The sequence below is a fragment of the Exiguobacterium aurantiacum genome, from assembly GCF_001766415.1.
Classification (GTDB): domain Bacteria; phylum Bacillota; class Bacilli; order Exiguobacteriales; family Exiguobacteriaceae; genus Exiguobacterium; species Exiguobacterium aurantiacum_A.
Genome location: NZ_MKXO01000004.1, coordinates 209,704 through 233,692, shown reverse-complemented (window position 1 = coordinate 233,692; position 23,989 = coordinate 209,704). Strand labels below are relative to the sequence as shown.

General features: G+C 51.6%; 18 protein-coding genes, 2 pseudogenes and 1 riboswitch. Of the genes and pseudogenes, 7 read left to right on the top strand and 13 right to left on the bottom strand.

Annotated elements, in window-relative coordinates:
* Positions 1–268 precede the first annotated feature (268 nt).
* From BJU60_RS10260 to BJU60_RS10250, 3 genes are read left to right on the top strand one after another with little or no spacing between them, the layout of a single operon-like run.
* Positions 269–2,536 carry a ribonucleoside-diphosphate reductase subunit alpha gene (locus BJU60_RS10260; RefSeq protein ID WP_302050628.1) on the top strand — a complete coding sequence of 756 codons (2,268 nt, stop codon included), beginning with the start codon at positions 269–271 and terminating at the stop codon, positions 2,534–2,536.
* Positions 2,537–2,566: 30 nt separating this feature from the next.
* The gene (locus BJU60_RS10255; RefSeq protein WP_070328776.1) at positions 2,567–3,073 is read left to right on the top strand and encodes a flavodoxin domain-containing protein; all 507 of its coding nucleotides are present in this window, start codon (positions 2,567–2,569) and stop codon (positions 3,071–3,073) included.
* Entirely contained in the window at positions 3,030–4,070 is a 1,041-nt protein-coding gene (locus BJU60_RS10250) for a ribonucleotide-diphosphate reductase subunit beta (RefSeq protein ID WP_070328775.1), read from the top strand. Before BJU60_RS10255 ends, BJU60_RS10250 begins: the two co-directional genes overlap by 44 nt.
* A gap of 108 nt (positions 4,071–4,178) precedes the next feature.
* Here BJU60_RS10250 and BJU60_RS10245 read toward each other — a convergent pair whose 3' ends face one another.
* Both BJU60_RS10245 and BJU60_RS10240 read right to left on the bottom strand, forming a co-directional pair.
* A complete protein-coding gene (locus BJU60_RS10245) occupies positions 4,179–6,098 on the bottom strand; it encodes an N-acetylmuramoyl-L-alanine amidase (RefSeq protein WP_070328774.1) in 1,920 nt (639 codons plus the stop codon).
* 128 nt (positions 6,099–6,226) lie between these two features.
* Positions 6,227–7,015: a MazG nucleotide pyrophosphohydrolase domain-containing protein gene (locus BJU60_RS10240; protein WP_070328773.1), complete on the bottom strand. Its 789-nt coding sequence runs from the start codon at positions 7,013–7,015 to the stop codon at positions 6,227–6,229.
* Positions 7,016–7,100: 85 nt separating this feature from the next.
* Here BJU60_RS10240 and ytvI point away from each other — a divergent pair, with 85 nt between their 5' ends.
* The gene (gene ytvI / locus BJU60_RS10235) at positions 7,101–8,231 is read left to right on the top strand and encodes a sporulation integral membrane protein YtvI (RefSeq protein WP_070328772.1); all 1,131 of its coding nucleotides are present in this window, start codon (positions 7,101–7,103) and stop codon (positions 8,229–8,231) included.
* Between the two features lie 5 nt (positions 8,232–8,236).
* Here ytvI and BJU60_RS10230 read toward each other — a convergent pair whose 3' ends face one another.
* From BJU60_RS10230 to BJU60_RS10225, 3 genes are read right to left on the bottom strand one after another with little or no spacing between them, the layout of a single operon-like run.
* Complete coding sequence (locus BJU60_RS10230) at positions 8,237–8,896, bottom strand: DUF429 domain-containing protein (RefSeq protein ID WP_070328771.1); 660 nt, start codon at positions 8,894–8,896, stop codon at positions 8,237–8,239.
* A complete protein-coding gene (locus BJU60_RS15260; protein WP_161566945.1) occupies positions 8,877–9,044 on the bottom strand; it encodes a hypothetical protein in 168 nt (55 codons plus the stop codon). The genes BJU60_RS10230 and BJU60_RS15260 overlap by 20 nt, the downstream gene beginning before the upstream one ends.
* Complete coding sequence (locus tag BJU60_RS10225; RefSeq protein ID WP_070328770.1) at positions 9,032–10,474, bottom strand: leucyl aminopeptidase; 1,443 nt, start codon at positions 10,472–10,474, stop codon at positions 9,032–9,034. The genes BJU60_RS15260 and BJU60_RS10225 overlap by 13 nt, the downstream gene beginning before the upstream one ends.
* Positions 10,475–10,806: 332 nt before the next feature.
* Between BJU60_RS10225 and ptsP the strand changes: the two genes are divergently transcribed.
* Positions 10,807–12,525, top strand: coding sequence for a phosphoenolpyruvate--protein phosphotransferase (ptsP, locus tag BJU60_RS10220; protein ID WP_070328769.1), 1,719 nt, complete (start codon positions 10,807–10,809; stop codon positions 12,523–12,525).
* 139 nt (positions 12,526–12,664) lie between these two features.
* Here the strand turns inward: ptsP and ptsG (BJU60_RS10215) are convergent.
* From ptsG (BJU60_RS10215) to BJU60_RS10195, 5 genes and pseudogenes are all read right to left on the bottom strand, one after another.
* Positions 12,665–14,602, bottom strand: a pseudogene (ptsG, locus tag BJU60_RS10215) (glucose-specific PTS transporter subunit IIBC); the annotation flags it as partial.
* A gap of 133 nt (positions 14,603–14,735) precedes the next feature.
* Positions 14,736–16,235: pseudogene (ptsG, locus tag BJU60_RS10210) on the bottom strand (glucose-specific PTS transporter subunit IIBC); the annotation flags it as partial.
* Positions 16,236–16,451: 216 nt separating this feature from the next.
* Positions 16,452–17,300, bottom strand: coding sequence for a glucose PTS transporter transcription antiterminator GlcT (gene glcT, locus BJU60_RS10205; RefSeq protein WP_070328766.1), 849 nt, complete (start codon positions 17,298–17,300; stop codon positions 16,452–16,454).
* Positions 17,301–17,406: 106 nt separating this feature from the next.
* Positions 17,407–17,724, bottom strand: a complete 318-nt coding sequence (locus BJU60_RS10200; protein ID WP_070328765.1) for a YuiB family protein — start codon at positions 17,722–17,724, stop codon at positions 17,407–17,409.
* 129 nt (positions 17,725–17,853) lie between these two features.
* Positions 17,854–19,065 carry an NAD(P)/FAD-dependent oxidoreductase gene (locus tag BJU60_RS10195; protein ID WP_070328764.1) on the bottom strand — a complete coding sequence of 404 codons (1,212 nt, stop codon included), beginning with the start codon at positions 19,063–19,065 and terminating at the stop codon, positions 17,854–17,856.
* A 268-nt stretch (positions 19,066–19,333) separates the two neighbouring features.
* On the opposite strand from BJU60_RS10195, the gene BJU60_RS10190 reads away from it, so the two are divergent.
* Entirely contained in the window at positions 19,334–20,311 is a 978-nt protein-coding gene (locus BJU60_RS10190; RefSeq protein WP_131455945.1) for an NAD(P)/FAD-dependent oxidoreductase, read from the top strand.
* Positions 20,312–20,351: 40 nt separating this feature from the next.
* Here the strand turns inward: BJU60_RS10190 and BJU60_RS10185 are convergent, their stop codons facing one another.
* Together BJU60_RS10185 and BJU60_RS10180 are read right to left on the bottom strand one after the other, a co-directional pair.
* Positions 20,352–21,206 carry an epimerase gene (locus tag BJU60_RS10185; protein ID WP_070328762.1) on the bottom strand — a complete coding sequence of 285 codons (855 nt, stop codon included), beginning with the start codon at positions 21,204–21,206 and terminating at the stop codon, positions 20,352–20,354.
* 109 nt (positions 21,207–21,315) lie between these two features.
* Positions 21,316–21,672, bottom strand: a complete 357-nt coding sequence (locus BJU60_RS10180) for a HesB/IscA family protein (protein ID WP_070328761.1) — start codon at positions 21,670–21,672, stop codon at positions 21,316–21,318.
* Positions 21,673–21,769: 97 nt separating this feature from the next.
* Positions 21,770–21,911, top strand: a riboswitch (FMN riboswitch).
* Between the two features lie 158 nt (positions 21,912–22,069).
* Between BJU60_RS10180 and BJU60_RS10175 the strand changes: the two genes are divergently transcribed.
* Complete coding sequence (locus tag BJU60_RS10175) at positions 22,070–22,657, top strand: ECF transporter S component (protein ID WP_016509149.1); 588 nt, start codon at positions 22,070–22,072, stop codon at positions 22,655–22,657.
* 110 nt (positions 22,658–22,767) lie between these two features.
* Here BJU60_RS10175 and BJU60_RS10170 read toward each other — a convergent pair whose 3' ends face one another.
* Positions 22,768–23,979 (bottom strand): NupC/NupG family nucleoside CNT transporter, encoded by a 1,212-nt coding sequence (locus tag BJU60_RS10170; protein ID WP_070328760.1) that lies wholly within the window; start codon positions 23,977–23,979, stop codon positions 22,768–22,770.
* Positions 23,980–23,989 lie beyond the last annotated feature (10 nt).

Here is a 23,989-nt window from a genome sequence, read left to right as displayed (position 1 = left end):
TCGGGAATCAGTAAATCTTTTTTTCGTCTCATATCACGTCTCAAAACGGTTGAGAGAGCCGTTTTAGAGTAAAAGTAATTCGCATCGTCACAGTTTTATAAATTTCAATGATTGCAAAACTAAATATGGGTGATTTATGATTAAAAAGAGAATAAAACGTCAATATATAGTTAACGGATATTTATCACGTTCTATCCCCATTGACGTTGAATCGGACAAGTTCCGCTATACCTTTATAATTTCTACACCCGAAGAAGGAGTGATCGTTTTGACATCCCCTATCCACCACGAGACGATGTTGCCGGCAACACCAACCTTTGCCGACGTAGCAACATTGATCCAATCCTTAACACAACGCTACCCGCAGCTCAGCGTCGCACGCTACGAGGAACGTTTGATTCGAGCACTCGATTCAAAATCACTGACACAAGATGTAGTATATGACTTGATGACGATGCACGCCCTCGATATGTTGAAGGCTGAAGAGCCGGACTGGACATTCGTCGCGACCGAGATGTACTTAAACCGTCTCTACCTTGAAGCAGCACGCAACCGCGGGTATGACGCTTCGATGCGTTACGGCTCACTCTATTCGATGATCGAGACGCTGACGAACAAAGGCATCTTCACGTCGGCGTTAATTGACACATACTCTAAAGAAGATATCGCTTATTTAGAGACGTTGATCGACCCGTCACGCGATCGCCTCTTCACTTACATCGGCCTACGGACGTTATCGGACCGTTACCTCGGACGCGATCACGTTAAAAACTTATATGAGCTCCCACAAGAGCGGTTTATGGTCATCGCCATGACGCTCATGCAAAATGAGGCCGCGTCTAAACGGGTCCAACTTGCCGAAGAAGCCTACTGGGCGCTATCGAACTTATACATGACCGTCGCGACGCCGACGCTCTCGAATGCCGGTAAATCGTACGGGCAGCTTAGCTCTTGCTTCATCGATACGGTCGATGATTCACTCCGCGGTATTTACGACTCGAACACGGACGTGGCCACACTTTCAAAAGGCGGCGGCGGCATCGGGGTCTACCTCGGCAAAATCCGTTCACGCGGAAGTGACATTAAAGGATTCAAAGGTGTCTCGAGCGGTGCGTTGCCTTGGATGAAGCAGTTGAACAACACGGCCGTCTCGGTCGATCAACTCGGCATGCGTCAAGGCTCGATCGCCGTCTACTTGGACATCTGGCACAAGGATATCTTTGAATTCCTCGATGCCAAGTTGAACAACGGCGATGAGCGCCTCCGCACTCATGACTTGTTCACCGGCGTCTGTTTACCGGACTTGTTCATGCGTACCGTCGAAGCGCGGGGCGATTGGCATTTGTTCGACCCGCATGAGATCCGTACGGTCATGGGCTTCAGCCTTGAAGACTTCTACGACGAGACGGACAACGGCGGTTCGTTCACCGAGAAATATACGGCTTGTGTCAACAATCCCGAGCTCACACGCGTGACCGTGCCGGCCATCGACCTCGTCAAACGTTACATGCGCTCACAGCTCGAGACGGGCACGCCGTATATGTTCTTCCGGGATGCGGTCAACCGCGCCAACCCGAACAAACATGCGGGTATGATTTACAGCTCGAACCTCTGTTCAGAAATCGCTCAGAACATGTCGGCGACGACAATCGATGAAGAGTACACAGCAGACGGGAAAATCGTTATCACGAAGACGCCGGGCGACTTTGTCGTCTGTAACTTGAGCTCGATCGCGCTCGCACGCGCCGTCAAATCCGACGTGCTCGAGCGCCTCATCCCGATTCAAATGCGAATGCTCGATAACGTCATCGACCTGAACACGATCGAAGTGCCACAAGCGATGATCACGAACCAAAAATATCGTTCTGTCGGTCTCGGCACGTTCGGGTGGCACCATTTGCTCGCCCTCGAAGGCATCCGCTGGGAATCGGTCGACGCCGTCCAGTACGCTGAGAAACTTTACGAAAAAATCGCCTATCTCACGATTCACGCTTCGATGGAACTCGCGAAAGAAAAAGGCGCGTTCGGCGTGTTCGAAGGCTCGGAATGGCACACGGGCGAATACTTCAGTCGCCGCAACTACCGGTCGCACGACGAGCTCGACTGGGACGGCCTCGCGGCCGAGGTTCACCAAAACGGTGTCCGCAACGCCTACATGATGGCCGTCGCACCGAACTCGTCGACAGCGATCATCGCCGGCAGCACCGCTTCGATCGACCCGATTTATAAGAAAGTATATTCGGAAGAAAAGAAAAATTATAAGATCCCAGTGACCGTCCCTGACCTCAACTCGGAGACGAACTGGTTCTACAAATCAGCGTTTGAAGTCGACCAACTTTGGAGCATCCGTCAAAACGCGGCCCGCCAACGCCACATCGACCAAGCGATCAGTTTCAACTTATACGTCAAGAACGACGTGAAGGCGACTGAAATGCTGGGGATGCACCTCGAGGCATGGTCGCTCGGTATGAAATCGATCTATTACACGCGTTCAACGACCGTCGAAGTCGATGAATGCGAATCGTGTTCGTCGTAACATCTGTTTAACGAAAGGTGGGACCTAACCATGAACGTCGCAATCGTCTATAGTTCAATGAGCGGGAATACAGAAGAGGTCGCCGAGTTGATTCAGGCGACCCACGTCAATCGGGGCGACCGTGCCGTCTTGTACGAAGCGGACCGCATCGGCCATCGCGAGGCCCAAGCGCTCGCCACGTACGACCTCGTCTATTTCGGGTCGTACACGTGGGCCGATGGCGTCTTGCCAGACGAGATGAAAGATACGTTCCGGCTTCTCTTGAAAGAGCAGTCGGTACCGATTCGTCAAGCCGCCGTCTTCGGGACGGGTGACAGGATGTTCGTTCATTTCTGCCGCGCTGTCGACGAGATGGCATACCACCTTTCGAAGTTTGGAATCCCCCTTGCCGGTGAACTGTTGAAAATCGAGCAGTCGCCGCGTAACCAACCGTACAACGTCCGTGCTTGGACCGAACGATTGGCACGAAACGCCGAAGAAGGAGTACACGTCTATGACTATTCAAAAGATCAAACTACTGTCGCCCAAACATCCTAATCGGGCGACAGCCATTATCGGTGGCGAGACGAGTTCGATCGTCAACTGGAACGATATCGCCTATCCACAATTTTATACAATTTATAAACAGTTGCTGTCTAACTTTTGGATCCCAGATGAGATCTCGATGTCAAAAGACATGCAACAATGGCCGCAACTGACCGAGCGTGAACAAGACGCGTTCAAGCGCATCATCGGCTTGTTGTCGATTCTCGACTCGGTGCAGACGCGCTACATTCTCGAGTCGGCGATGTTCTCGTCCGATTCGTCGGTCCACTCGGTGCTCGCCATCATCGCCCAGCAAGAAGTCGTCCATAATCAATCGTACAGCTACGTGTTGTCGAGTCTCGTCCCGCTCAGCGAGCAGAACCGCATCTTCGATATCGCCAAAGATGACGAGATGGTTATGAAACGCAATCAGTTCATCTTAGACTTGTATGAAGATTTCCGGGCCGTGCCGAACGCGGAGAACTTCGCGAAGTCTCTCGTCGCCTCGGTCATCCTTGAAGGCATCAACTTTTATTCCGGATTCGCCTACTTCTATAACCTCGCCCGTCATCAGAAGATGGTCGGGACGTCGACGATGATCAGCTATATCCAACGGGACGAGATGCAACATTCGCATTTCGTCAGCCAGCTGCTTCGCGCCGTCTTGACCGAGAACCCGGAAATCGACGCCGACGGAAGCTTCAGCCAGTTCGTCTACGACACGATGGGACAAGCGGTCGACCTCGAGATCGAGTGGTGCGAATACGTACTTCGTGACCTCGATGGCCTCGACGTCAGCGAGATGCGTGATTACATCAAATACCTTGCCAACAAACGCCTGCGCGTCATCGGGTTGAACGATTTGTATGAAGGCTTCAACGAGGACGTCATGCCGTGGATCCGTGCCTATTCGGACGACTCGCTCAACGCGACGAAATCCGATTTCTTCGAACAAAAATCACGCTCATACGCGAAAGTGACCGACGCCAACGGCTTCGACGACTTATAAACCAAGCCCTCGCCCATTCGGCCGAGGGCTTGCTTATTACATAAAAGGAAGGCCCCGGCTCATTTTGAGCCGGGGCCTTCTATATACTCCTGCGCGAGCAGGTTGGAATTAATGGTACGCTCTCACGTATTGGGCAATACCTTCAGCAACACCGATTGCCATGCGCTGGCGTGATGCTTCACTACGAAGATGGATAACATCTGTCGGAGAAGTGATGAATCCGAGTTCAACGAGCGCTGACGGCATCAAACTATGATTAATGACGATATAATTCGCGGACTTCACGCCTCGGCTCCGCATCCCAGTTCCGGACATATTCGAAACGAGATTGTTTTGAATATTCGTCGCTAATACTCGACTGCGGGCACTTTGCGCTGTAGAACTTGAATAGAACGTTTCAATCCCGTTCGCTTTTGGATCTCTAGACGCATTTGCATGGATACTGACGAACAAATCACCACGAAGATTTTTTGCAATAACCGGACGTTCTGCTGGTTTATAGAAAATATCTGTCGTACGCGTCAAACGGACTTGATAGTTATATTTCGAACTCAAATATGCCTCAACTCGCTTGGATACGTCGAATACAACTGTCTTTTCATAGAATGAACCGTTAATCGCACCAGGGTCGTTACCGCCATGACCAGGATCGATGACGATGATAGGTCCAGTAGACGCACTCGGCTTTATTGCCATCGTGAAGGCGGCTGAGATGAACCCATCGCGTCCGTTGTACTTAATCTTATAGAAGCCGTTCGATGAACCGTAGTGGTCGACTTGCATGCCGTGCGTAAGTTTCCCGAGTATCGTCGAGCTGGCCGAAGCCGTCGCTCGGACGTTCAAGACATCACCCGGCGTGTTGATATACACTTTCCCTTGTGGCGATGCAGCAGGTGCCGATGGTGCCGCACCAGCAGTCAACCATGAAGTCGGTGTGAAGTAGGTCTTCGTCCCGACGAAAACGTTTGACCAGCTTGAGTTATATGGGCTGTACGTGACGGCCGTGTACTGCGGCAAGACGAGCAATACCGACGAACTCTGGTGCGTTTTACCGAACAGGTTGATGTTGCGGTTGGCGTACCCTTGAATCTTCGTCTCTACTGGCTTCGTCGTCGTCGGCGGTTGGACCGGGGCAACGCCTGGCGTGATCCATGCCGTCGGCGTGTAGTACGTGTCGCTGCCGATATAGACGGTCGACCAGCTCGAGTTGTACTTGCTCGATGCGACTACCGTGTTCAACGGGAGTACTTTAACGACTTTTGATGCCTGGTTGCGCGTATCGAACAATTTCAAGTCCCGGTTCGCGTAGCCAGTCTCTGTCGTCGTCGCCGGCTTCAGTGTTCCGGCTGTAATTCCTCGAGTCGGTGTGTAGTAGGTCTTCGTGCCTTCATAAATAACCGACCAGCTCGAGTTGTGGACGCTGAACGTGACAGTACGCTTGGCCGGGATCGTTTTCGCGACCGGTGATGTTTGTAGCGTGCGATTGAACAGCTGAATGTCGCGATTCGTGTAGCCCGATTGTTTGCTAGGCGCTGAAGCGACTAGCTTTGGCGCGATATACGCTTTCGCCGCGTAGTACGTCTTTCCATTCAAGAACACTTTGGCCCATGATGAGTTATGGACGGCATAGTTCACTTCAGTGCCTTTTTTAAGCGTCGTAACGATTTTCGCATCACGGTGTGACGTCACTCGAACGTTCAAGTTTTCTGTTGTGACGCCTGTCGATGATGCTGCTTGCGTCTTGATCGTCGTCGGTGACGAGGCGATCTGTTTAATGTACGGGGCCGAAGCATAGTAAGTGCGACTATTTAAATACACTTTATGCCATGATTGGTTATAAGTCCCATACTTTACTTTTGTGCCTTTCGGTAACGTCGTGATGACCGCTCCCGTCGTGCTTGGTTTCGATCGAACGTTTAAATTGACAGTCGTTTCGCCATCTAATGTCGATGCCTCAACCGCAGGGATTTGAGCACCGAACAACAACAGCGATAAGATGAGAGCAACTTTCAATAGCTTCATTTTCATCCAAAATATTCCTTTCTTCTCGCGCTAATTTCTACTAACAACACCTTCATAGTAGCATAACGCTTTTTAAAAAAAAGTAAGTATTTGAAAAAAAGATGAATATTTTTGATAAAAAGGGGAATACTTTTCTACCAGTTTTTACGAATGATGATAAATTTGTCTATTCCATGCCATTCTTCGTCGATTATGAACGATTCCGGCACCTTCCAGTCTTGCTCGAGAGAGGACGTCATGATGAACGGATCGTCCGGTTGACGAATGACGAACCCATCCAGCCCTTCGACATGGGCAATCTTAAAGAATCGTTCCATGTTATATTCTCGTTCTCTATATCGGCTCGCTTCCTCCGAAGGTTTAGCCTCAATTCCTCCCCAATATCGACCAGATTTAAAACGCGTGTACAATCGCACCGCCGATTCGGTGATCGGGTCAGGCGTATGGTCGAACCGTCCGAAATCCCGTGTTGATTTCTCATCGATCAGCGAACCGATTTCTGCATACAAATCAAGCTCAATCTCGCGCGCGATATCGAACACCGCTGCTTGGACGCCCTCGATTCGGTGCTGCAACGAACCCGGCGTCGATGATGCTTTCAATTTTTTATCCCCTTCGTAGGCGTTCAAGGTCCGGGCCACCTCCCCCGCTTCCCGAACGAGCGAATAGTAAGCGCGATGAACGAGGCGCTCGCCTCGTCCGTTCGATTGATCGTCAAGTTCGATCGCATACTGATTGGCGAGACAAGTTGAAATGACGAATACGTCTAACAGCTCTTCCACGAGCGCTGCTTCGTCCTGGTCATGCAAGGCACCACCCACTTCTCCCACTTCTTCTAATAATCTGGCCAAGCCTGATAACGGCCGCCAATACCCTCCTAAGTGGATAATCATCCGATCGATTTTCTGTTGAATCTCCTTCATATTTAATCACCTATCCATCCTCTTCATTTACCAGTTGCGTGGTATACTATGCTCAATCCAATTGTTAGGAAAGGGGCAACGCCTCATGTCTCCTGTAAGACTTTGGCAATTACTTCGATTTCTCCTTGTCGGCATCGGACTCGTGCTCGTTATTTGGGGACTGAGCGTCCTCTTTACGTACACATATCCTTTCGTGTTCGCTTTCTTGTTATCCTTGTTGACAGTCCCCCTCGTCAACTTGTTCGAGCGTGAAACGAAGATGCCGCGTGCCCTTGGCACCCTCGTTTCACTGCTAATCGTCATGAGTCTTGTCAGCGGCGTAATCGCCATCGTTGTCACCCAATTGATTCGTTATTTGACGATTGCGGCAGAAAGACTTCCTGCTCAAATTGAGACGTTCACCATCTATGCCCAACGTATGTTCAACGAAAAAATCGCACCACTCGTCAACGATGCCTACGACAGCATCCAGCGGCTAAACCCTGGTCAAACGACATCGCTCGAGGGCGGCATCACTGAAATCGGCGTCCAACTCGGTGCCGCGATCGGCGTCCTGTCTCGAGGTGTCGCCGGGCTCCTGCAAGACATCCTGAGCGCACTCCCGCTCGTCCTGCTCTTGTTCGTCGTCATCGTCCTAGCCTGGTTCTTCATCACGAAAGACTGGCCGTCTTACATGCGTTCGATCGAACGGTTGAACAAACGCAAAGGCTTTAAAGAGTTTGAACTTGTCATGCTCAATTTACGTTCGGCTTTGTTCGGCTATGTCCGGGCCCAATTGACCCTCATTTCCATCACGTTCGGAATCGTCTTGGTCGGGATGTTCATTCTACGTGTCGACAACCCGTTCTCATTCGCCTTGTTAGCCGCGTTCTTTGATCTGTTGCCCTACCTCGGTGTCGGGACACTCCTAGTGCCATGGGCAGCCTACGCGGCCATCTCAGGCGACTGGTTCAGCGCGATCGGACTTCTCGTGCTCTACATCCTCGTCATCGTCCAACGCAACTTGGCCGAGCCGAAGATCGTCGGCTCTCATATCGGCCTCGATCCGCTCGCGGCTTTGATCTCGATCTTTGTCGGTCTGCAACTGTTTGGTGTCCTCGGTTTCATTTTAGGACCAGTCCTCGCGGTATTGCTGAAAGCACTCTACAATGCTCAAGTATTTCATTACATATGGAAGTTCGTCCTCGGACCGATCCAGACACCAAAAGAGCGATGACGCGGTCATCGCTCTTTTGGCTTCGGTACCGCTACGAACGGTAATCCCTCTGTTTGATGCGGGTGCGTCTCTAAGCCTGTCGTCCCGGCCTCATAGGCGGCGACGGCAAGGATGCATGCGTCGATGATATCGTCGACTTTGACGTTCGACATCTTCCACTTCCACGGCGAACTTTTCGAATAGCGGCGCAGCAGTTCGATCCGCTCGGCTTCGCCGGCCTCAGTCTTCTTGCTGAACTCGGCCTCATGTCCGGTCATGACGGCGAAACAGACTTCCGGATGCGACTCATACACGTCTTCTGCCGTAATCGTTTGAAACTCACGAATACGCGGCACGAGGTTCCATGCTTGCTTGCTGATTCCTTTTCCAATCAGTTCGCGGCTTCTCACATTGGCGGCTTCATACGTCTGTTCCATCACGACGTCTTGAATCGGCGGCGTGAAGATCGACGACTTCCGTTGCTTCAACTGGGCCCGCATCCACGCATCGCACGTCCGGTCCGGGTTTGAGATCGTCCCGAGATCGTTCGGCATGTCGACGAAGTGCATTGCCCCGTCAATCAATAAATCTTCCAACTGTTCTGAGATGGTCAAGCACAGCGAGATGCTATCGTACGTGATTCGCACCCAGCCTCCGCGTGCCCCATCAATTCCTACTCCGACCACGGCGTCCCTCCTGAATCAAAAACAAAACTCCGAGCACCGCACTAAAGACGGATACCCCCAACAACAACTGGCTCGGCCAAGCCGCATAGCCGAGGCCTGCGACGATGGCCAAACCGATCAACATCAATCCGAATTTCAACGCTTCCATCCTTCGAGCATTGACGCAAGTGTACGTACCATGACACCGGTCGGGCCTTTCGGACCGAGATCACTCGCCGCAGAACGCTCGCTCGTTCCCGCGATATCGAGGTGGAGCCACGGCGTGTCACCGACGAACTCGCCGACGAACGCGCCACCGAAAATCATATGACCGTAACGGCCCGGTGAGTTGTTCAAGTCGGCGACTTCAGATTTCCGAACTTGCTTGATGAACACATCAAAGTAAGGCATTTGCCAAACGAGCTCATTCGTTGCTCGGCTCGCCGTCTCTAGTGCCTCATAGAGCGAGTCGTCGTTCGTCAGGCAACCAGTCACCTCAGTACCGAGCGCGACGAGTACACCGCCTGTCAGCGTCGCTACGTCGATGATGGCTTTCGGCTCATACGTCTTCGCGAACGTCACCGCATCGGCAAGAACGAGTCGTCCTTCCGCATCGGTATTGAGCACTTCGATCGTTTTCCCGTTCATCGCCGTAATGACGTCGTCCGGTTTGAACGCGTCTCCTGAAATCATGTTGTCCGTTGCCGGAATGACGCCGAGCACGTTGACAGCCGGTTTCGTCGTCGCGAGCGTCTCAAACAGACCGAGCACGGTGGCCGCACCACCCATATCGCCTTTCATCCCGACGATCCCGTCTTTCGGCTTGATCGAGTAACCGCCCGTGTCGAACGTGACACCTTTTCCGACGACGGCAATCGGCGCATCGTCCCCGGCACCGTTGTACTCGAGCACGATCAACTTCGGCGGAATTATCGAACCTTGATTGACGGCGAGCAGCGCCCCCATACCGAGCGCCTCCATCTCTTCTTTTTCAATGATTCGATAGCTGAAACCATGACGCTCGGCCAGGTCGACAGCGTAGTCGGCTAGCGCCACTGCGTCCAAAATGTTAGCCGGCATCATCGTCAACGTCCGAGCGACGTTGACCCCACGCCCGTATGCGGCACCCGCTTCGACGTCCGCTTCGTTCGCGTCTCCTAAAAGGGTGATCGTCACGTCCGGTGTCGCCGATTTTGGCGCCGACTTGTATGTAGGATGCTCATACGTCGCCATCTCATACGCTTCGGCGAACAAGCTCGCCACGCCTGGTTCAAACGTGTCGAGCGCGACCGCGACGTCCGTGAAGGCGCGGGCTTTGATTTCTTTCGCGACTTTCCCGAACCAATTCCGCAAGTTTTCGACGGACGAATCGTTACGTTGTCCTAAACCCACGAACAGCACGCGTTTGATGTTCCCCTCAAACGTCGGCACGATCGACACTTCCCCTGTCTTCGTCGAGATGTCAGCTGACTGGATGAGCGATTTGACGCGCCCGTTGAACAACGTGTCGAGCCCTGCTTCGACGGCGTCGGCCGCCCCGATTCCGACAACGACCGTGTCGTGTGAACCGGTCCAGTCTAATTCAGCGAATTGATACATATTTGCCACTTCCCTTCTTTATATAAGGTAAGCATAACGAACTTCATCGAAATAATGAAATAGTATGCGCAATCGTCGCTAATTCTTCAAATTCAAAGGCTATCTCCTCGTTGTGACGATGATTTATTTTATGATAGGATAGGAAAGTACGCAATCAGGCATCCCTCGTGCTCGAGGCGAGGCCACTTTGTTCGGTCGAGGCTTCCCCTAGTAGTAGACCGTTGCTACTTTAATCTTCCGGGTTTTCGTTAGTTCCTTTTTCATTTCGGGTAAGAACTAACGAGGTAACCGTCGGAAAAAACACTATTTCTTTGAAGAGAGGGATTACGCTTATGTCACACATTAAAGGTATTGGCGCATCTGCAGGAATCGCAGTTGCGAAAGCATTCGTCATGGAGACACCTTCATTTGACATCCCGACGAACAAAATCGAGGACGTAGCCGCTGAGAAGGCGCGCTTCCAAGCAGCCATCGCTCAGTCGAAAACAGAACTCGAAGAAATCCGCCAGATCACACTGCGTGAACTCGGAGAAGACAAGGCTGAGATCTTCTCGGCTCACTTGCTCATCGTGGAAGACCCAGAGATCGTCTCGCAAGTGAACGAAAAAATTGAAAGCGAACACATGAACGCTGCGAAAGCGCTCGATGAAGTCGCTCAAACGATGATCATGATCTTTGAATCGATGGACAACGAGTACATGCGCGAGCGCGCGGCTGATGTCCGCGACGTCACAAAACGCGTCATGGCCCACATCCTCGGCGTCACGTTCATGACACCTGCTTCAATTTCAGAGGAAGTCATCATCATCGCTGAAGATTTGACACCGTCTGACACGGCTCAGCTCAACCGCAAATACGTCAAAGGGTTCGCGACAAACATCGGCGGTCGTACGTCACACTCGGCCATCATGTCGCGCTCACTTGAAATCCCGGCAGTCGTCGGAACAAAAGTCGCACTCGAAGAAATCAAGAACGGCGACCTCGTCGTCATCGACGGGACAGAAGGAGACGTTTTCGTCAATCCGTCTGAAGAACTCGTCAATGAATACGTTGCAAAACGTGCGTCATTCGAAGCTTACAAAGAAGAGTTGAAGCAACTCGTCAACGAAGAGTCTGTCACGGCAGACGGTCATAAAGTGAAACTCGCGGCGAACATCGGGACACCGAACGACCTTGAAGGCGTTCTTAAAAACGGTTCTGATGCGATCGGTCTTTACCGGACAGAATTCCTTTACATGGATTCAGAAACGTTCCCGACTGAAGAAGAGCAGTACACAGCATACAAAACAGTAATCGAAGGCATGGAAGGCAAACAAGTCGTCATCCGTACGCTCGACATCGGTGGAGATAAAGAATTGTCTTACCTCGACCTCCCGAAAGAGATGAACCCGTTCCTCGGCTATCGCGCCATCCGCCTTTGCCTTGAAGAAACGGACTTGTTCCGCACACAACTTCGCGCCCTTCTCCGCGCCTCGGCTCACGGTGACCTCGCCATCATGTTCCCAATGATCGCGACACTTGAAGAGTTCCGCGCGGCGAAAGCCCTTCTTCTCGAAGAAGAAGCGAAGTTGAAAGCAGAAGGCGTCGCTGTCGGTAACTACGAGACAGGGATGATGGTCGAAATTCCTTCGACAGCCGTCATGGCGAAACAATTCGCGAAAGAAGTCGACTTCTTCTCTGTCGGCACGAACGACTTGATTCAATACACGATGGCAGCTGACCGCATGAACGAGAAAGTCTCGTACTTGTACCAGCCGTTCAACCCGGCCATCTTGAACCTTCTCCACAACGTCATCACAGAAGCACACAAAGCAGGCAAATGGGTCGGCATGTGTGGCGAGATGGCTGGAGAAGAGCTCGCGATTCCAATCCTGCTCGGACTTGGTCTCGACGAGTTCTCGATGTCGGCTTCAAGCGTCCTTCGCGCACGTAGCCTCGTAAAACGTTTGACGAAAGCTGAAACAGAAGCGATCGTCAACGACGTCCTCAACATGGATACAGCCGAAGAAGTCGTCAACTTCATCAGCCAAAAATTCGATATTAAAGCATAATCAAAAGTGGCTCTCGCAAAATTGCGAGAGCCACTTTTTTTTGCGCTTATTCCGCGCCTTTGTCATCCGTTCTAAAATCGAGCGCTTCCCCGGCGACGACCGTCTCTCCGAACGGTACGACGACGACTTTGCCGTCCCCGTTCGTCCAAATGATCGGCGTGATGAGCGACGGGACTTTGTCACGGATCAAGTTGAGGTCGACATCGAGCAGAATATCTCCCGCTTCGACGCGGTCGCCTTCTTTCACTTTGGCGACGAACCCTTCCCCTTTCAGATTGACCGTATCAAGACCGACGTGGATGAGAATCTCGCGTCCGTCGTCCGCGAGCAGCCCGATCGCGTGTTTCGTCGGGAAGAACGTCGTGATCTGACCGGTGACCGGTGCCACGACTTGGCCGGAACTCGGCTCGATCGCGAACCCTTCACCCATCATCCGGCCCGAGAAGACTTGGTCCGGTACATCGTCAAGCGACAAGATGACACCGGACATCGGTGCGAGGAAGCGATGGTCGGCATGCTCGGCCGCTTCCGGCGTGATGACCGCTTTTTCTTTCGGTTTGTACTCGCCACCTTCGATGATGGCGGCAATTTGCGACTTGAGTGTGTCGGATTTTGGTCCGAAGATGGCTTGGATGTTATCCCCGACTTCAAGCACACCGGCGGCACCAAGATCTTTCAGCAAGTCTTTATCGACTTGTTTGACATCGTTCACGGTGACACGGAGTCGTGTGATACAAGCATCAAGATGCTTGATATTCTCAGGACCGCCGAGACCGACGAGCACTTCGTACGGAAGGTCATCGTCGACGACCTTACGGGCGCCACGCCCTTCAGCGACGACATCACGACCTGGAATTTTCAAATCGAACTTCGTGATCGCGAAACGGAATCCAAAGTAATAGATGACCGCGAAGACGAGACCGACTGGAACGACGAGCCACCAAGCGGTCCGGTTCGGTAATACCCCGAACAACATGTAGTCGATGAGTCCGCCCGAGAACGTCATCCCGATTTTTACGTTTAGCAAATGCATCGTCATAAACGATAGTCCAGCGAACACGGCGTGAATACCGAAGAGAAGTGGTGCGACGAAGACGAACGAGAACTCGACTGGTTCTGTGATCCCCGTCAAGAATGAAGTGAGGGCTGCTGAGAAGTAAAGTCCTTCTACGTCTTTACGACGCTCTTTCGGGACGGTGTGGAACATGGCGAGACAGGCGGCAGGCAATCCGAACATCATGAACGGGAACTTCCCGGTCATGTACGTCCCGGCTGTGAACTCGACGCCGTCACGAAGTTGGGCGAAGAAGATCCGTTGGTCCCCTTGGACGAGATCCCCGGCTTGGTTCGTATATTCCCCGAACTGGAACCAAAACGGCGAGTACCAAATGTGGTGAAGACCGAAAGGAATCAATGACCGTTCGACCAAACCGAAGACGAATGCGGAAACCGCCACGTTCGCCTCAATGATTGTGCTCGAGAACGTATTGATGGCAGTACCGATCGGCGGCCAGACGTAGGCGAGCGCGATCCCGATCACTAAACTGAACGCGGCGGTCGCAATCGGAACGAAACGTTTCCCGGCAAAGAATCCTAAGAAGTCCGGCAACTTGATGTTAAAGTACTTGTTATACGCGAACGCGGCAATCAAACCGGCGATGATACCACCGAATACCCCCATTTGGAGCGTCGGGATGCCAAGTACCGATGCATAGGCAGGATCCCCCTGGACAATTTCTGCAGTAATCCCGTTCCACGTGCTGATAACTTTGTTCATGATCAAATAACCAACGATAGCTGCTAACCCGGCAACACCGTCTCCGTTGGCCAGCCCAATGGCGACCCCGACGGCGAACAACAGACCTAAATTGGCAAACACGATATCCCCGGCATCGGTCATGACTTGCCAAATGAGGACGAGTGCATCGTTTGCCAAGAAAGGTAACAGCGAAACGAGATCAGGATTTTGGAACGCAGTACCAAATGCGAGTAATAGACCGGCTGCCGGCAAAATCGCAACCGGAAGCATGAGCGCCTTCCCGATCCGCTGCAATACGCCAAACACTTTCTTCCACATCATGGTTCCTCCTTTTGTCAGAATACTTACTTTTCCCCATCTGATACCAGGCTGAAACCGTTTCCCCATACAAAAAAAGCCAACCCTTAACGGATTGGCTTCATACTTAGTTTGCTTTCTTTTCGTTACCTGAAGCGATGACCGCTTGCATCTCTGATTTCAATGCATCCGAACGCGGTCCAAAGATTGCTTGAATGTTGTTACCGACTTCGAGGACACCAGCTGCCCCGAGACGTTTCAACTCTTCTTTGTTCACTTGGCTCTTATCTTTAACTTCGACGCGAAGACGTGTGATACATGCGTCAAGGTGTTTGATGTTTTGTGAACCACCGAAACCAACGAGGATATCTTGTGCAAGTTCCGAACCAGTAGCAGTTGATTGCTCAACGACTTCATCTTCACGGCCCGGTGTTTTAAGGTTGAACTTACGGATAACGAAACGGAATCCGAAGTAGTAGATGACTGCGAACGCAAGTCCGACTGGAATGACGAGCCACCAGTCTGTACGGTTAGGAAGAACACCGAAGAGAAGGTAGTCGATCAAACCGCCCGAGAACGTCATCCCGATTTTGACGTTCAAGATGTGCATGACCATGAATGAAAGACCAGCGAAGACTGCGTGTACTGCGAACAAGAGTGGAGCAACGAACAAGAATGAGAACTCGATCGGCTCTGTGATACCAGTCAAGAACGATGTGAGTGCTGCCGAAGCCAAGAGACCACCGACGACCGCTTTACGTTCAGGACGTGCTTCATGGTACATTGCGAGTGCTGCTGCAGGAAGACCGAACATCATGAACGGGTATTTACCAGTCATGAACGTACCGGCTGTAAGCTCGGCACCGTCACGGATTTGAGCGAAGAAGATCGCTTGGTCACCGCGGACGATCGTACCAGCTGCATCCGTGTATGATCCGAATTCGAACCAGAACGGTGAGTAGAAGATATGGTGCAAACCGAACGGAATCAATGAACGTTCGATCAAACCGAAGACGAATGCCGCTAACGTGCGGTTTTCAGTCAACATGAAGTTCGAGAACGTGTTCAATCCGTGCTGAACCGGTGGCCAGATGAGAAGCATGACGAAACCAGCGACGACAGCCAATACAGCTGTGACGATCGGGACGAAACGCTTACCAGCGAAGAAGCCAAGGAATTGCGGCAATTCGATATTGAAGTACTTATTGTATGCCCAGGCCGCTATCAGACCGACGATGATACCACCGAAGACACCTGTTTGAAGTGTTGGGATACCAAGGACTGACGCGTAAGCCGGGTCACCTTGTGCGATGATCTCAGGTGTGAGTTCGAGCCAAACACCCATGACTTTGTTCATGATGAGGAACCCGACGATGGCTGCGAGTCCGGCAACGCCGTCCCCTGCTAAACCGATCGCGACACCGACTGCGAATAAGAGTGCTAAGTTCGAGAAGATAATTCCGCCTGCTTGCTCCATGAGCTGAGCAAACTTGACAACGCCTGCGTTCGTCAACCAACCAGCGCGTGACGTAAGGGCCGGGTTTTGCATCGCGTTACCGAATGCGAGAAGAAGACCGGCTGCCGGCAAGATTGCAACAGGAAGCATAAGCGCTTTACCGACTTTTTGAAGAACACCAAAAATCTGCTTAAACATGATAAATCCTCCTTTTGTAATTGTTTGTGCTGAAACCGAACGTAGATGTCAGACAACCGACGTATCTAAACGTTTTCATAATGAACGTTTATAAAAACAGAAACAGGCATGAATAAGGTACAGAACGTAGACTTCTCCTCAATAGAGAAATCGTAGCCGTTCCACTCCTTACTCATGCCTGATCGAATCAGTAACACGTAAGATACGTGGTATCAGTTATCTACTTGTAGTCAGTCGCTGGAGGTGCATCGTCAAATATGTCGCTTCACCTCGTGGGACAGGACGCTTTAATTCGCGTTCCATGATGCCCATCAGCTCCCAAGCAGTACTATAGCATAGCGGATATTCTTCACGCAATACCTTTTCTATTTTTTGTGGGGCCTCGACCGTCTCACCCGTCGCAACCCGCTCAACGGCGTACCTTAAGTGCCGAAGTAAGCGCTTATAATCGAGCGAAGTCCGGTCCATTTTGACGTTCAAACGACTCTCAATCGTCTGAACGATCTGGCCGATGATCTGATTGTGACGATTGACTTCGAGGACGTTTTTAAACGTCGTCGCCGAATGGATATGAAGGGCGATAAATCCGACCTCGGCATCAGGAAGCAACACGTCGAGACGCTCATGGATCATGTCGACGATCCGTTCGGCGAGCGCATACTCGTTCGGATAGAGCGATTCGGTCTCGAGTAAGAACGGGTTCGTCACTTCCATCCCTTGCTCGATCCGTTTCATCGTAAAGAACAAGTGATCGGTCAGGCCGATATGGATATGTTGGTCGACTTTTTTCCCCGTGCTGCTCTCGATGAAGCCGACGATGTCTTGCATGAAGGCGATGAAGTCTTCATCGACGTGCTTAACGAGCTCACGGTATTGAGATTGCTCTTCCTTATCCGTCAATTGATACACTTTCTCCGGGACGCTGGCCGGGTCGACGAGATCGCCCGCTTTCTTGCCGAAGCCAATCCCCTTCCCAAGCAGAATGACTTCCGGATCCGTATCATGTTGACAGATGACAACGCTATTATTCAACACTTTTTTGATCGTATACATCGGTAATGTCATTCGTATCGCATCCCTTACTAATTAAATCGTTATCTTATCTAGTATATCGGTTCAGCTTCTAAAAAAGTAGGCAGAAACCAAAAAAAGACGAACATTTCTGTCGCCTTTAAAACATCGAGTAACCGCTCTTACGCAAGTACCGGATGGTGACCCCTGCCAAGATGGCACCGAGCAATCCGAATCCGAGCATAAAAATGTCGAGAAACTGCAGACCGAGCAGACGCTCATAGACGTTCGCGAGCGCGGTCGATGTTTCCGTGACGTAGCTTGACAGCTTGACGTTGTCGATCATCATGATGACGAAAATCGGATAGATGAACACGAGCGTCCACGTCTTTTTGAGCAGCATATTCAAGATGAACCCGATGCTGAAGAAGATGACTAAATATAAAATCGCGCCAATGACGGCTTGGATGATATGCATGTGATTGCCCCCTTTTCCCGTTGTCTATTATACCGAAAAGAAATCCGCTTGGTCAAAGAAGTTCACTGAATCGTTGACATGAAAAAACAGCCCGTTCAAATGAACAGGCTGCTCGTTGGCTCAACCGAATCAGAATTTACCTTTTTTAAGGACGAGACCGTATTTTTTGAGCTCGATAAAGTGTTTGTTGTCGATGACTTTCTTCATGAATGAAGCGTTGCGACCGAAGATCTTTTTGCCCATGACGATTCCGATTCCATCGTTATGACCAAGTGACGCGACCGTCCCTTTGCTCTCATACGTGAACTTCGAAGTCGACTTGCCGTTGATGAGCGCAGCGATGTTTTTCGCCACGTTGTGCGCTTGTTGTGTCGCGATTTGCGCCGTCGGCGGGTACGGACGGTTCGAGACCGGATCCATGACCGCTGAGCAGTCACCGATGATGAAGACGTTATCGTGGCCAGGGGCACGGTTGTCCGCCTCGACCATGACACGGTTACGGACCGCTTCGAAGCCAGACTTCTCAACGATCGGGCTACCGCTGACGCCGCCTGTCCAAAGGATCGTGTTCGCTGCGATCGTCTCTGTCGTCTCACCTTTGAGTGGACCGAACGTGACGACACCTGGCTCTACACCTTTGATGCCGTTGCCGAGTTTCATCTCGACGCCGTTACGCTCGAGCCATTTTTGCGCATACGTCGTGAGTTCCGGGTCGAACCCTGGAAGAACCGTTGGCGCTGCCTCGATGTTGACGATGCGGACCGCTTCACGGGGAACATCGTACTGTTTGCAAAGTTCAGGGACACGGTTGACGAGCTCACCGAGGAACTCGATACCTGTGAATCCGGCACCACCGACGACGATCGTGACGAATGAACGGTCAGATGATCCGTTCGTCTTGTATTGTGCGAACGAGTACTCGATATGTTCTTTAATTTTACGAACGCTGTTGAGCGAGTTGATCGTCATCGCGTTCTCTTTGAGGCCTGGGATACCGAACGTTTCCGGTACGCCACCGAGGGCGAAGACGACGTAATCGTACTCGACAGTCGATCCGTCTTCGAGCATCACTTGTTTGGCTGTAGTATCGACGCGATCGACGATCCCTTTGACAAGTTTAACGCGTGACGCATTGACGACATCGTTAATGTAGACACGAGCTTGCTCAGGCTTCATCGTTCCGGCCGCCGGCTCATGAAGCCAAGTCGTTTGGTAATGGTAATCGTGTTTGTTGATCAACGTGATGTTTGCATCTCCAGCTGAGAGCGTCTTTTGCAGGTTGACTGCCGTGATGAGTCCACCGAAACCTGCGCCGAGGATAACAATGTTAGGTCGTTTCATGTTCATTTCCACCTTATTTTAAAAGTTTTGTTTTCCTGAACAACTATGTTGTGTGTTTTTTCACATAGACGTTCACAATAAAGCCTAATTCTTGTTCAACCAATGTTCACAATTGCTTCCCGTTCATTGTACGACGTTTAATCCGTTTTCTCAATGAAAAAGCTTATCTTCTTGAATTTTTTTCGAAAGTATTGCATCTTTGTACTGAATGGATTTAGTTCACGTTAGACCATATAATAGAAGTACACGCTTCATGAGGAGGAATTCGATGAAATCGACGAAAGATGTAGTCATTATCGGTGGTGGTCCAATCGGACTGTTCACCGCATTTTATGCAGGTATGCGCCAACTCGATGCGACGTTGATCGAAAGCTTGCCGCAACTAGGCGGGCAATTATCGACGCTCTATCCAGAGAAATATATTTATGACATCGCCGGCTTCCCGAAAGTGAAGGCCCAAGATCTAGTCGACCAACTGAAAGCGCAAGCCGATCAGTTCGAACAAGATTATCGCCTTGGCGAGACGGTCGAAACGGTCGAGCGACTCGAAGACGGTACGTTCCACATCTCGACGAACAAGGACGAGTACCATACGAAAGCGATCATCATCACAGCCGGCAACGGCGCGTTCGCCGCACGTCCGCTCGGACTGGACGGTTGTGAAGATTATGCGAACCTTCATTACTTCGTCGACAGCATGGAGAAATTCCGCGACCGTCGCGTCATGATCGCCGGCGGCGGCGACTCGGCCGTCGACTGGGCACTCATGCTCGAAGGTATCGCCAAAGAAGTCCATATCGTCCACCGTCGTGACCGCTTCCGGGCTCACGAGCATACGGTCGAACAAATGAAGGCCTCGACGATCAACGTCTGGACGCCTTATAATATCGAATCACTCTCAGGCGCGACGCATATCGAGTCGGTCGAACTGACGGACAAAGATGGCGAATCGAAGTTCGTCGACATCGACGACTTGATTTGTAACTACGGGTTCGTCTCATCGCTCGGCCCGATCAAAAACTGGGGCATGGAGTTTGAGAAAAACACGATCCGTGTCGACTCACGGATGGAGACGACAGTCGCAGGCATCTTCGCTTGCGGTGACATCGCCACGTACGAAGGCAAAGTGAAATTGATCGCGACCGGCTTCGGTGAAGCACCGATCGCCATCAACCAAGTGAAGCAGCTCGTCGACCCGACAGCGCGTCACCCACAACATTCAACCTCGGTATTTGCCGGGAAATAAAGACTGGCCTCTCATCGTTCGCAGATGAGAGGCCGTTTTTTCATTTGCGGATCGTTTGAATGATGACACGGTCAATCCAATCATCGAGTTGCGTGAACACGAAGCCAGCTTTTTTCGCCTCGGCGTTCGACATGTAGTAGTCGACGTCCGTATCGTATGGGGACGACTCCCCATCCTTAATGATTTGGACCGGTTTACCGATATGCTGTCCAATTCGTTCCATGAGCGCACCTAACGAGATGAGGCCGTCGCTCGCGGCGTTGAACGGCCCCCTCACGTCGGCACGGCCGACCCATTCCAAGAAAGCTGCCGCCTCGAAACTCGAGATGAATCCCATCAGCGCCTCCGGGTGATGTAATACGATCGGTTCTTCGTTCCGAACCGCGTCGACATAAAATTTTAACCGGTCGGTGTAATCATCCGGCCCTAGGACGATCGGCAACCGCACCGTCGTGACCGGGAACGAGGCCCGATGGAAGAAGTACGATTCGGCCTCTCGTTTCCCTTGTCCGTAATCGTGTTCCGCGTCGAGGTGATATTCGTGATGGAGCGGATTGAAGTCGCTCTCTTTTAAAGCTGCCTCTGGCGCATAGACGGACATCGTCGACGTGAGCACATATTTCCCGACCCGGTCCATGAAGGCGTCTGTCGCGATCTTCGCCTGATACGGATTGAAACAAATATTGTCGTAGACGAGGTCATACTCGTTGCGTGCGAGGTCTTTCATCGTCGCGACCGACTGACGGTCGCCTTTAATGGAGCGGATGCCTTCCGCTTCCGGCACTTGCAGCTGACCGCGTGTGACGATCGTCACGTCGTCCCCGGCTTCAGCGAGACGGAGCGCGAGCCGTTTCCCAAAGTAACGTGAGCCACCGAAAATCAACACTTTCCTCATCGTACCTACCCCCTTCTCATCCTTCTCCATCCAATATTCCCGTTCATTTCCTCTCATTAACATGCTCACCAAAAAAGGTTGCCGAACATGTCGGCAACCCGTCTATCGTTTAGCAATCCCCGGGCGTGCCGGCGTTCGCCGCCGTCCGGAAACTCGAGCCGCAACCGCACGTCGCGATCGCGTTCGGATTTTTGATCGTGAAGCCCCCGCCGAGCATCGACTGCTTGTAGTCGATTTCGAGCCCGTCGACGACACCATGGTCGGCTTCGGCGACGATGACGCGGACACCGTAATGGTCGAACTGGACATCCTTGTCCGTCTTGTCTTCATCGAACCCCATCCCATAGGATAGGCCGGTACACCCACCGCCTTGGACTTTGATCCGTAAGAACTGATTTTCAGGGCGTTCGGTCTGTTTCATCATATCGATGACTTGTAGTGCGGCTGGCTCTGTCAAATGAATCATCTGAACTCCTCCTCATTTATCTTCACTTCAAGTCAACTGACTTGTGATTTTGTGAAATATCTTGTATAACTAAACTGTAACAAAAAAAATTAAATCGTTCCATCTTCGGGGCAGGGTGAAATTCCCGACCGGCGGTATTGAAGACAAGTTCTTCTCAGCCCGTGAGCGAGCAAGGCGTTGCTTGCTGATTTCGTGAGATTCGAAAGCCGACAGTAAAGTCTGGATGGGAGAAGATGGCGGCATCCGACCGATATTTGGATGTTTTCTTTGGCGTGGCTTAAACGTTGACGAGAACATCTGTTTCGTATGCGCGTAAACTCTCCCGATTGTTCACACAATCGGGTTTTTCTATGCGACGGGTGCCATTCATCAAGGAGCGACAAAAGGAGAGATTTTGATGAAAACAACGCGCAACAAACGATTGACAACACTGGTGACGCTATCGATGCTCGGGGCGATTTCATTCGTCCTCATGCTCTTTAACTTCCCGCTACCCTTCCTGCCACCATTCCTAAAAGTGGACTTCAGTGACATCCCAGCGCTCGTCGCCGGTATCGTCTTCTCGCCACTCGCAGGTGTCGTGGTCGTCGCTCTCAAAAACGTCCTCTACTATGTCTTTAACGGTGGCGGCGTCCCGGTCGGTGAAGTCGCGAACTTCTTTGCAGGTGTCGCATTCATATATCCGGTCGCTTGGTTCTACCATAAACGTAAAACGAATAAAGCGCTCGCTTCAGGCCTCGTGGCAGGTACGATCACGATGGCGCTCAGCTTGGCGATTTTGAACTACCTACTCATCTTACCAGCTTACGCGTTCTTCTTCGGAATGGCCGAGATGGCCGATCCGGCAGTCAAAACGAACCTTGTCCTGTACGGCATCTTACCGTTCAACTTGATTAAGGCATTATTGATCACCGCCTTGTTCGTCCCGCTCTTCCTGAAGTTGAAGCCGTGGATCGAACGTCAACAAATGCAACTGCAAGCTTAACGCCCAATCACCCAAGGGAGACATCCCTTGGGTGATTTTTTGTAGTCACTATATGGCAACCATGAACAAGAGCGCCCACCGGAGTGAGCGCTCTTGTTTGTGAATAACGATTAGAGAAGAAGACCAGCGAGAGTCGCTGACATCAAGTTCGCAAGCGTACCTGCGAGAATCGCGAGGACACCCATACGTGCGATGTCGTTACGACGGTTCGGAGCCATACCACCAAGACCACCGAGAAGGATGGCGAGTGATGAGATGTTGGCGAAACCACAGAGTGCGAACGCGATCATCGCTTCTGTACGAGCTGACAAATCACCTGAACCGATGATCGGTGCGAACTCAGAGAAGGCAACGAATTCGTTCAAGACGAGTTTTTGTCCAAGGAAGCTACCGAATTGTACGGCATCTGCCCATGGTACACCGATGACGAACGCGAGCGGTGCAAACACGTAACCAAGGATCAATTGAAGTGAGAGACCTTCTAGACCGAACCAACCACCGATTCCACCGAGAAGCAAGTTGACGAGTGCGATCAATGAAACGAAGGCAAGGAGCATCGCACCGACGTTCAACGCGAGGAACAAACCGTCTGACGCACCGCGAGCGGCCGCATCGACGAAGTTTGCTGCTTTGTTCTCTTCATCTTCAGCAATTTCGATATCATCATCCGGTACATCTGTTTCCGGGACGATGATTTTCGCAAACATCAAACCAGCAGGCGCTGCCATGAAGCTCGCTGCGAGCAAGTACTCGAGCGGAACACCGAGTGCGGCATATCCAGCAAGTACCGAACCGGCAACTGATGCGAGACCACCGACCATGACGGCAAACAATTCTGATTGTGTCATTGATGGGAGGTAAGGCTTGATGACGAGCGGTGCTTCCGTCTGACCGACGAAGATGTTCGCCGTCGCTGAGAGCGATTCTTTACGTGACGTACCGAGTGCTTTCGCAAGTGCCGTACCGAGGATCCGGATGACCCACTGCATGACACCGATGTAGTAAAGAAAGGCAATTAACGAAGACATAAAGATGATGATCGGTAAGACTTGGAACGCGAAGACGAAGTTGTCTCCCCCGACTGCCGTACCGAAGACGAAGCCGATCCCGGCGTTCGCCGTGTTCAAGACGTTTTGGACGCCTCCTGAGATGAATTGCAACGCCGCGCGTCCTACCGATGTGAAGAGGACGAGGAATGCGAACGTAAACTGGATCGCGAAGGCGGCAAGAACGGTACGCCATTTGATGGCTTTACGGTTGGTCGAGAAGATGTAAGCGATTCCAATTAATGCCAAAATACCAACCACGCTCATGATGTTCATTGGTGTTGTG

Coding starts and splice junctions, on each gene's coding strand:
- BJU60_RS10255 (WP_070328776.1), top strand. CDS start 2,567: ATGAACGTCGCAATCGTCTATAGTTCAATGAGCGGGAATACAGAAGAG.
- BJU60_RS10250 (WP_070328775.1), top strand. CDS start 3,030: ATGACTATTCAAAAGATCAAACTACTGTCGCCCAAACATCCTAATCGG.
- BJU60_RS10245 (WP_070328774.1), bottom strand. CDS start 6,098: ATGAAAATGAAGCTATTGAAAGTTGCTCTCATCTTATCGCTGTTGTTG.
- BJU60_RS10240 (WP_070328773.1), bottom strand. CDS start 7,015: ATGAAGGAGATTCAACAGAAAATCGATCGGATGATTATCCACTTAGGA.
- ytvI (WP_070328772.1), top strand. CDS start 7,101: ATGTCTCCTGTAAGACTTTGGCAATTACTTCGATTTCTCCTTGTCGGC.
- BJU60_RS15260 (WP_161566945.1), bottom strand. CDS start 9,044: ATGGAAGCGTTGAAATTCGGATTGATGTTGATCGGTTTGGCCATCGTC.
- BJU60_RS10225 (WP_070328770.1), bottom strand. CDS start 10,474: ATGTATCAATTCGCTGAATTAGACTGGACCGGTTCACACGACACGGTC.
- ptsP (WP_070328769.1), top strand. CDS start 10,807: ATGTCACACATTAAAGGTATTGGCGCATCTGCAGGAATCGCAGTTGCG.
- glcT (WP_070328766.1), bottom strand. CDS start 17,300: ATGACATTACCGATGTATACGATCAAAAAAGTGTTGAATAATAGCGTT.
- BJU60_RS10200 (WP_070328765.1), bottom strand. CDS start 17,724: ATGCATATCATCCAAGCCGTCATTGGCGCGATTTTATATTTAGTCATC.
- BJU60_RS10195 (WP_070328764.1), bottom strand. CDS start 19,065: ATGAAACGACCTAACATTGTTATCCTCGGCGCAGGTTTCGGTGGACTC.
- BJU60_RS10190 (WP_131455945.1), top strand. CDS start 19,334: ATGAAATCGACGAAAGATGTAGTCATTATCGGTGGTGGTCCAATCGGA.
- BJU60_RS10185 (WP_070328762.1), bottom strand. CDS start 21,206: ATGAGGAAAGTGTTGATTTTCGGTGGCTCACGTTACTTTGGGAAACGG.
- BJU60_RS10180 (WP_070328761.1), bottom strand. CDS start 21,672: ATGATTCATTTGACAGAGCCAGCCGCACTACAAGTCATCGATATGATG.
- BJU60_RS10175 (WP_016509149.1), top strand. CDS start 22,070: ATGAAAACAACGCGCAACAAACGATTGACAACACTGGTGACGCTATCG.
- BJU60_RS10170 (WP_070328760.1), bottom strand. CDS start 23,979: ATGAACATCATGAGCGTGGTTGGTATTTTGGCATTAATTGGAATCGCT.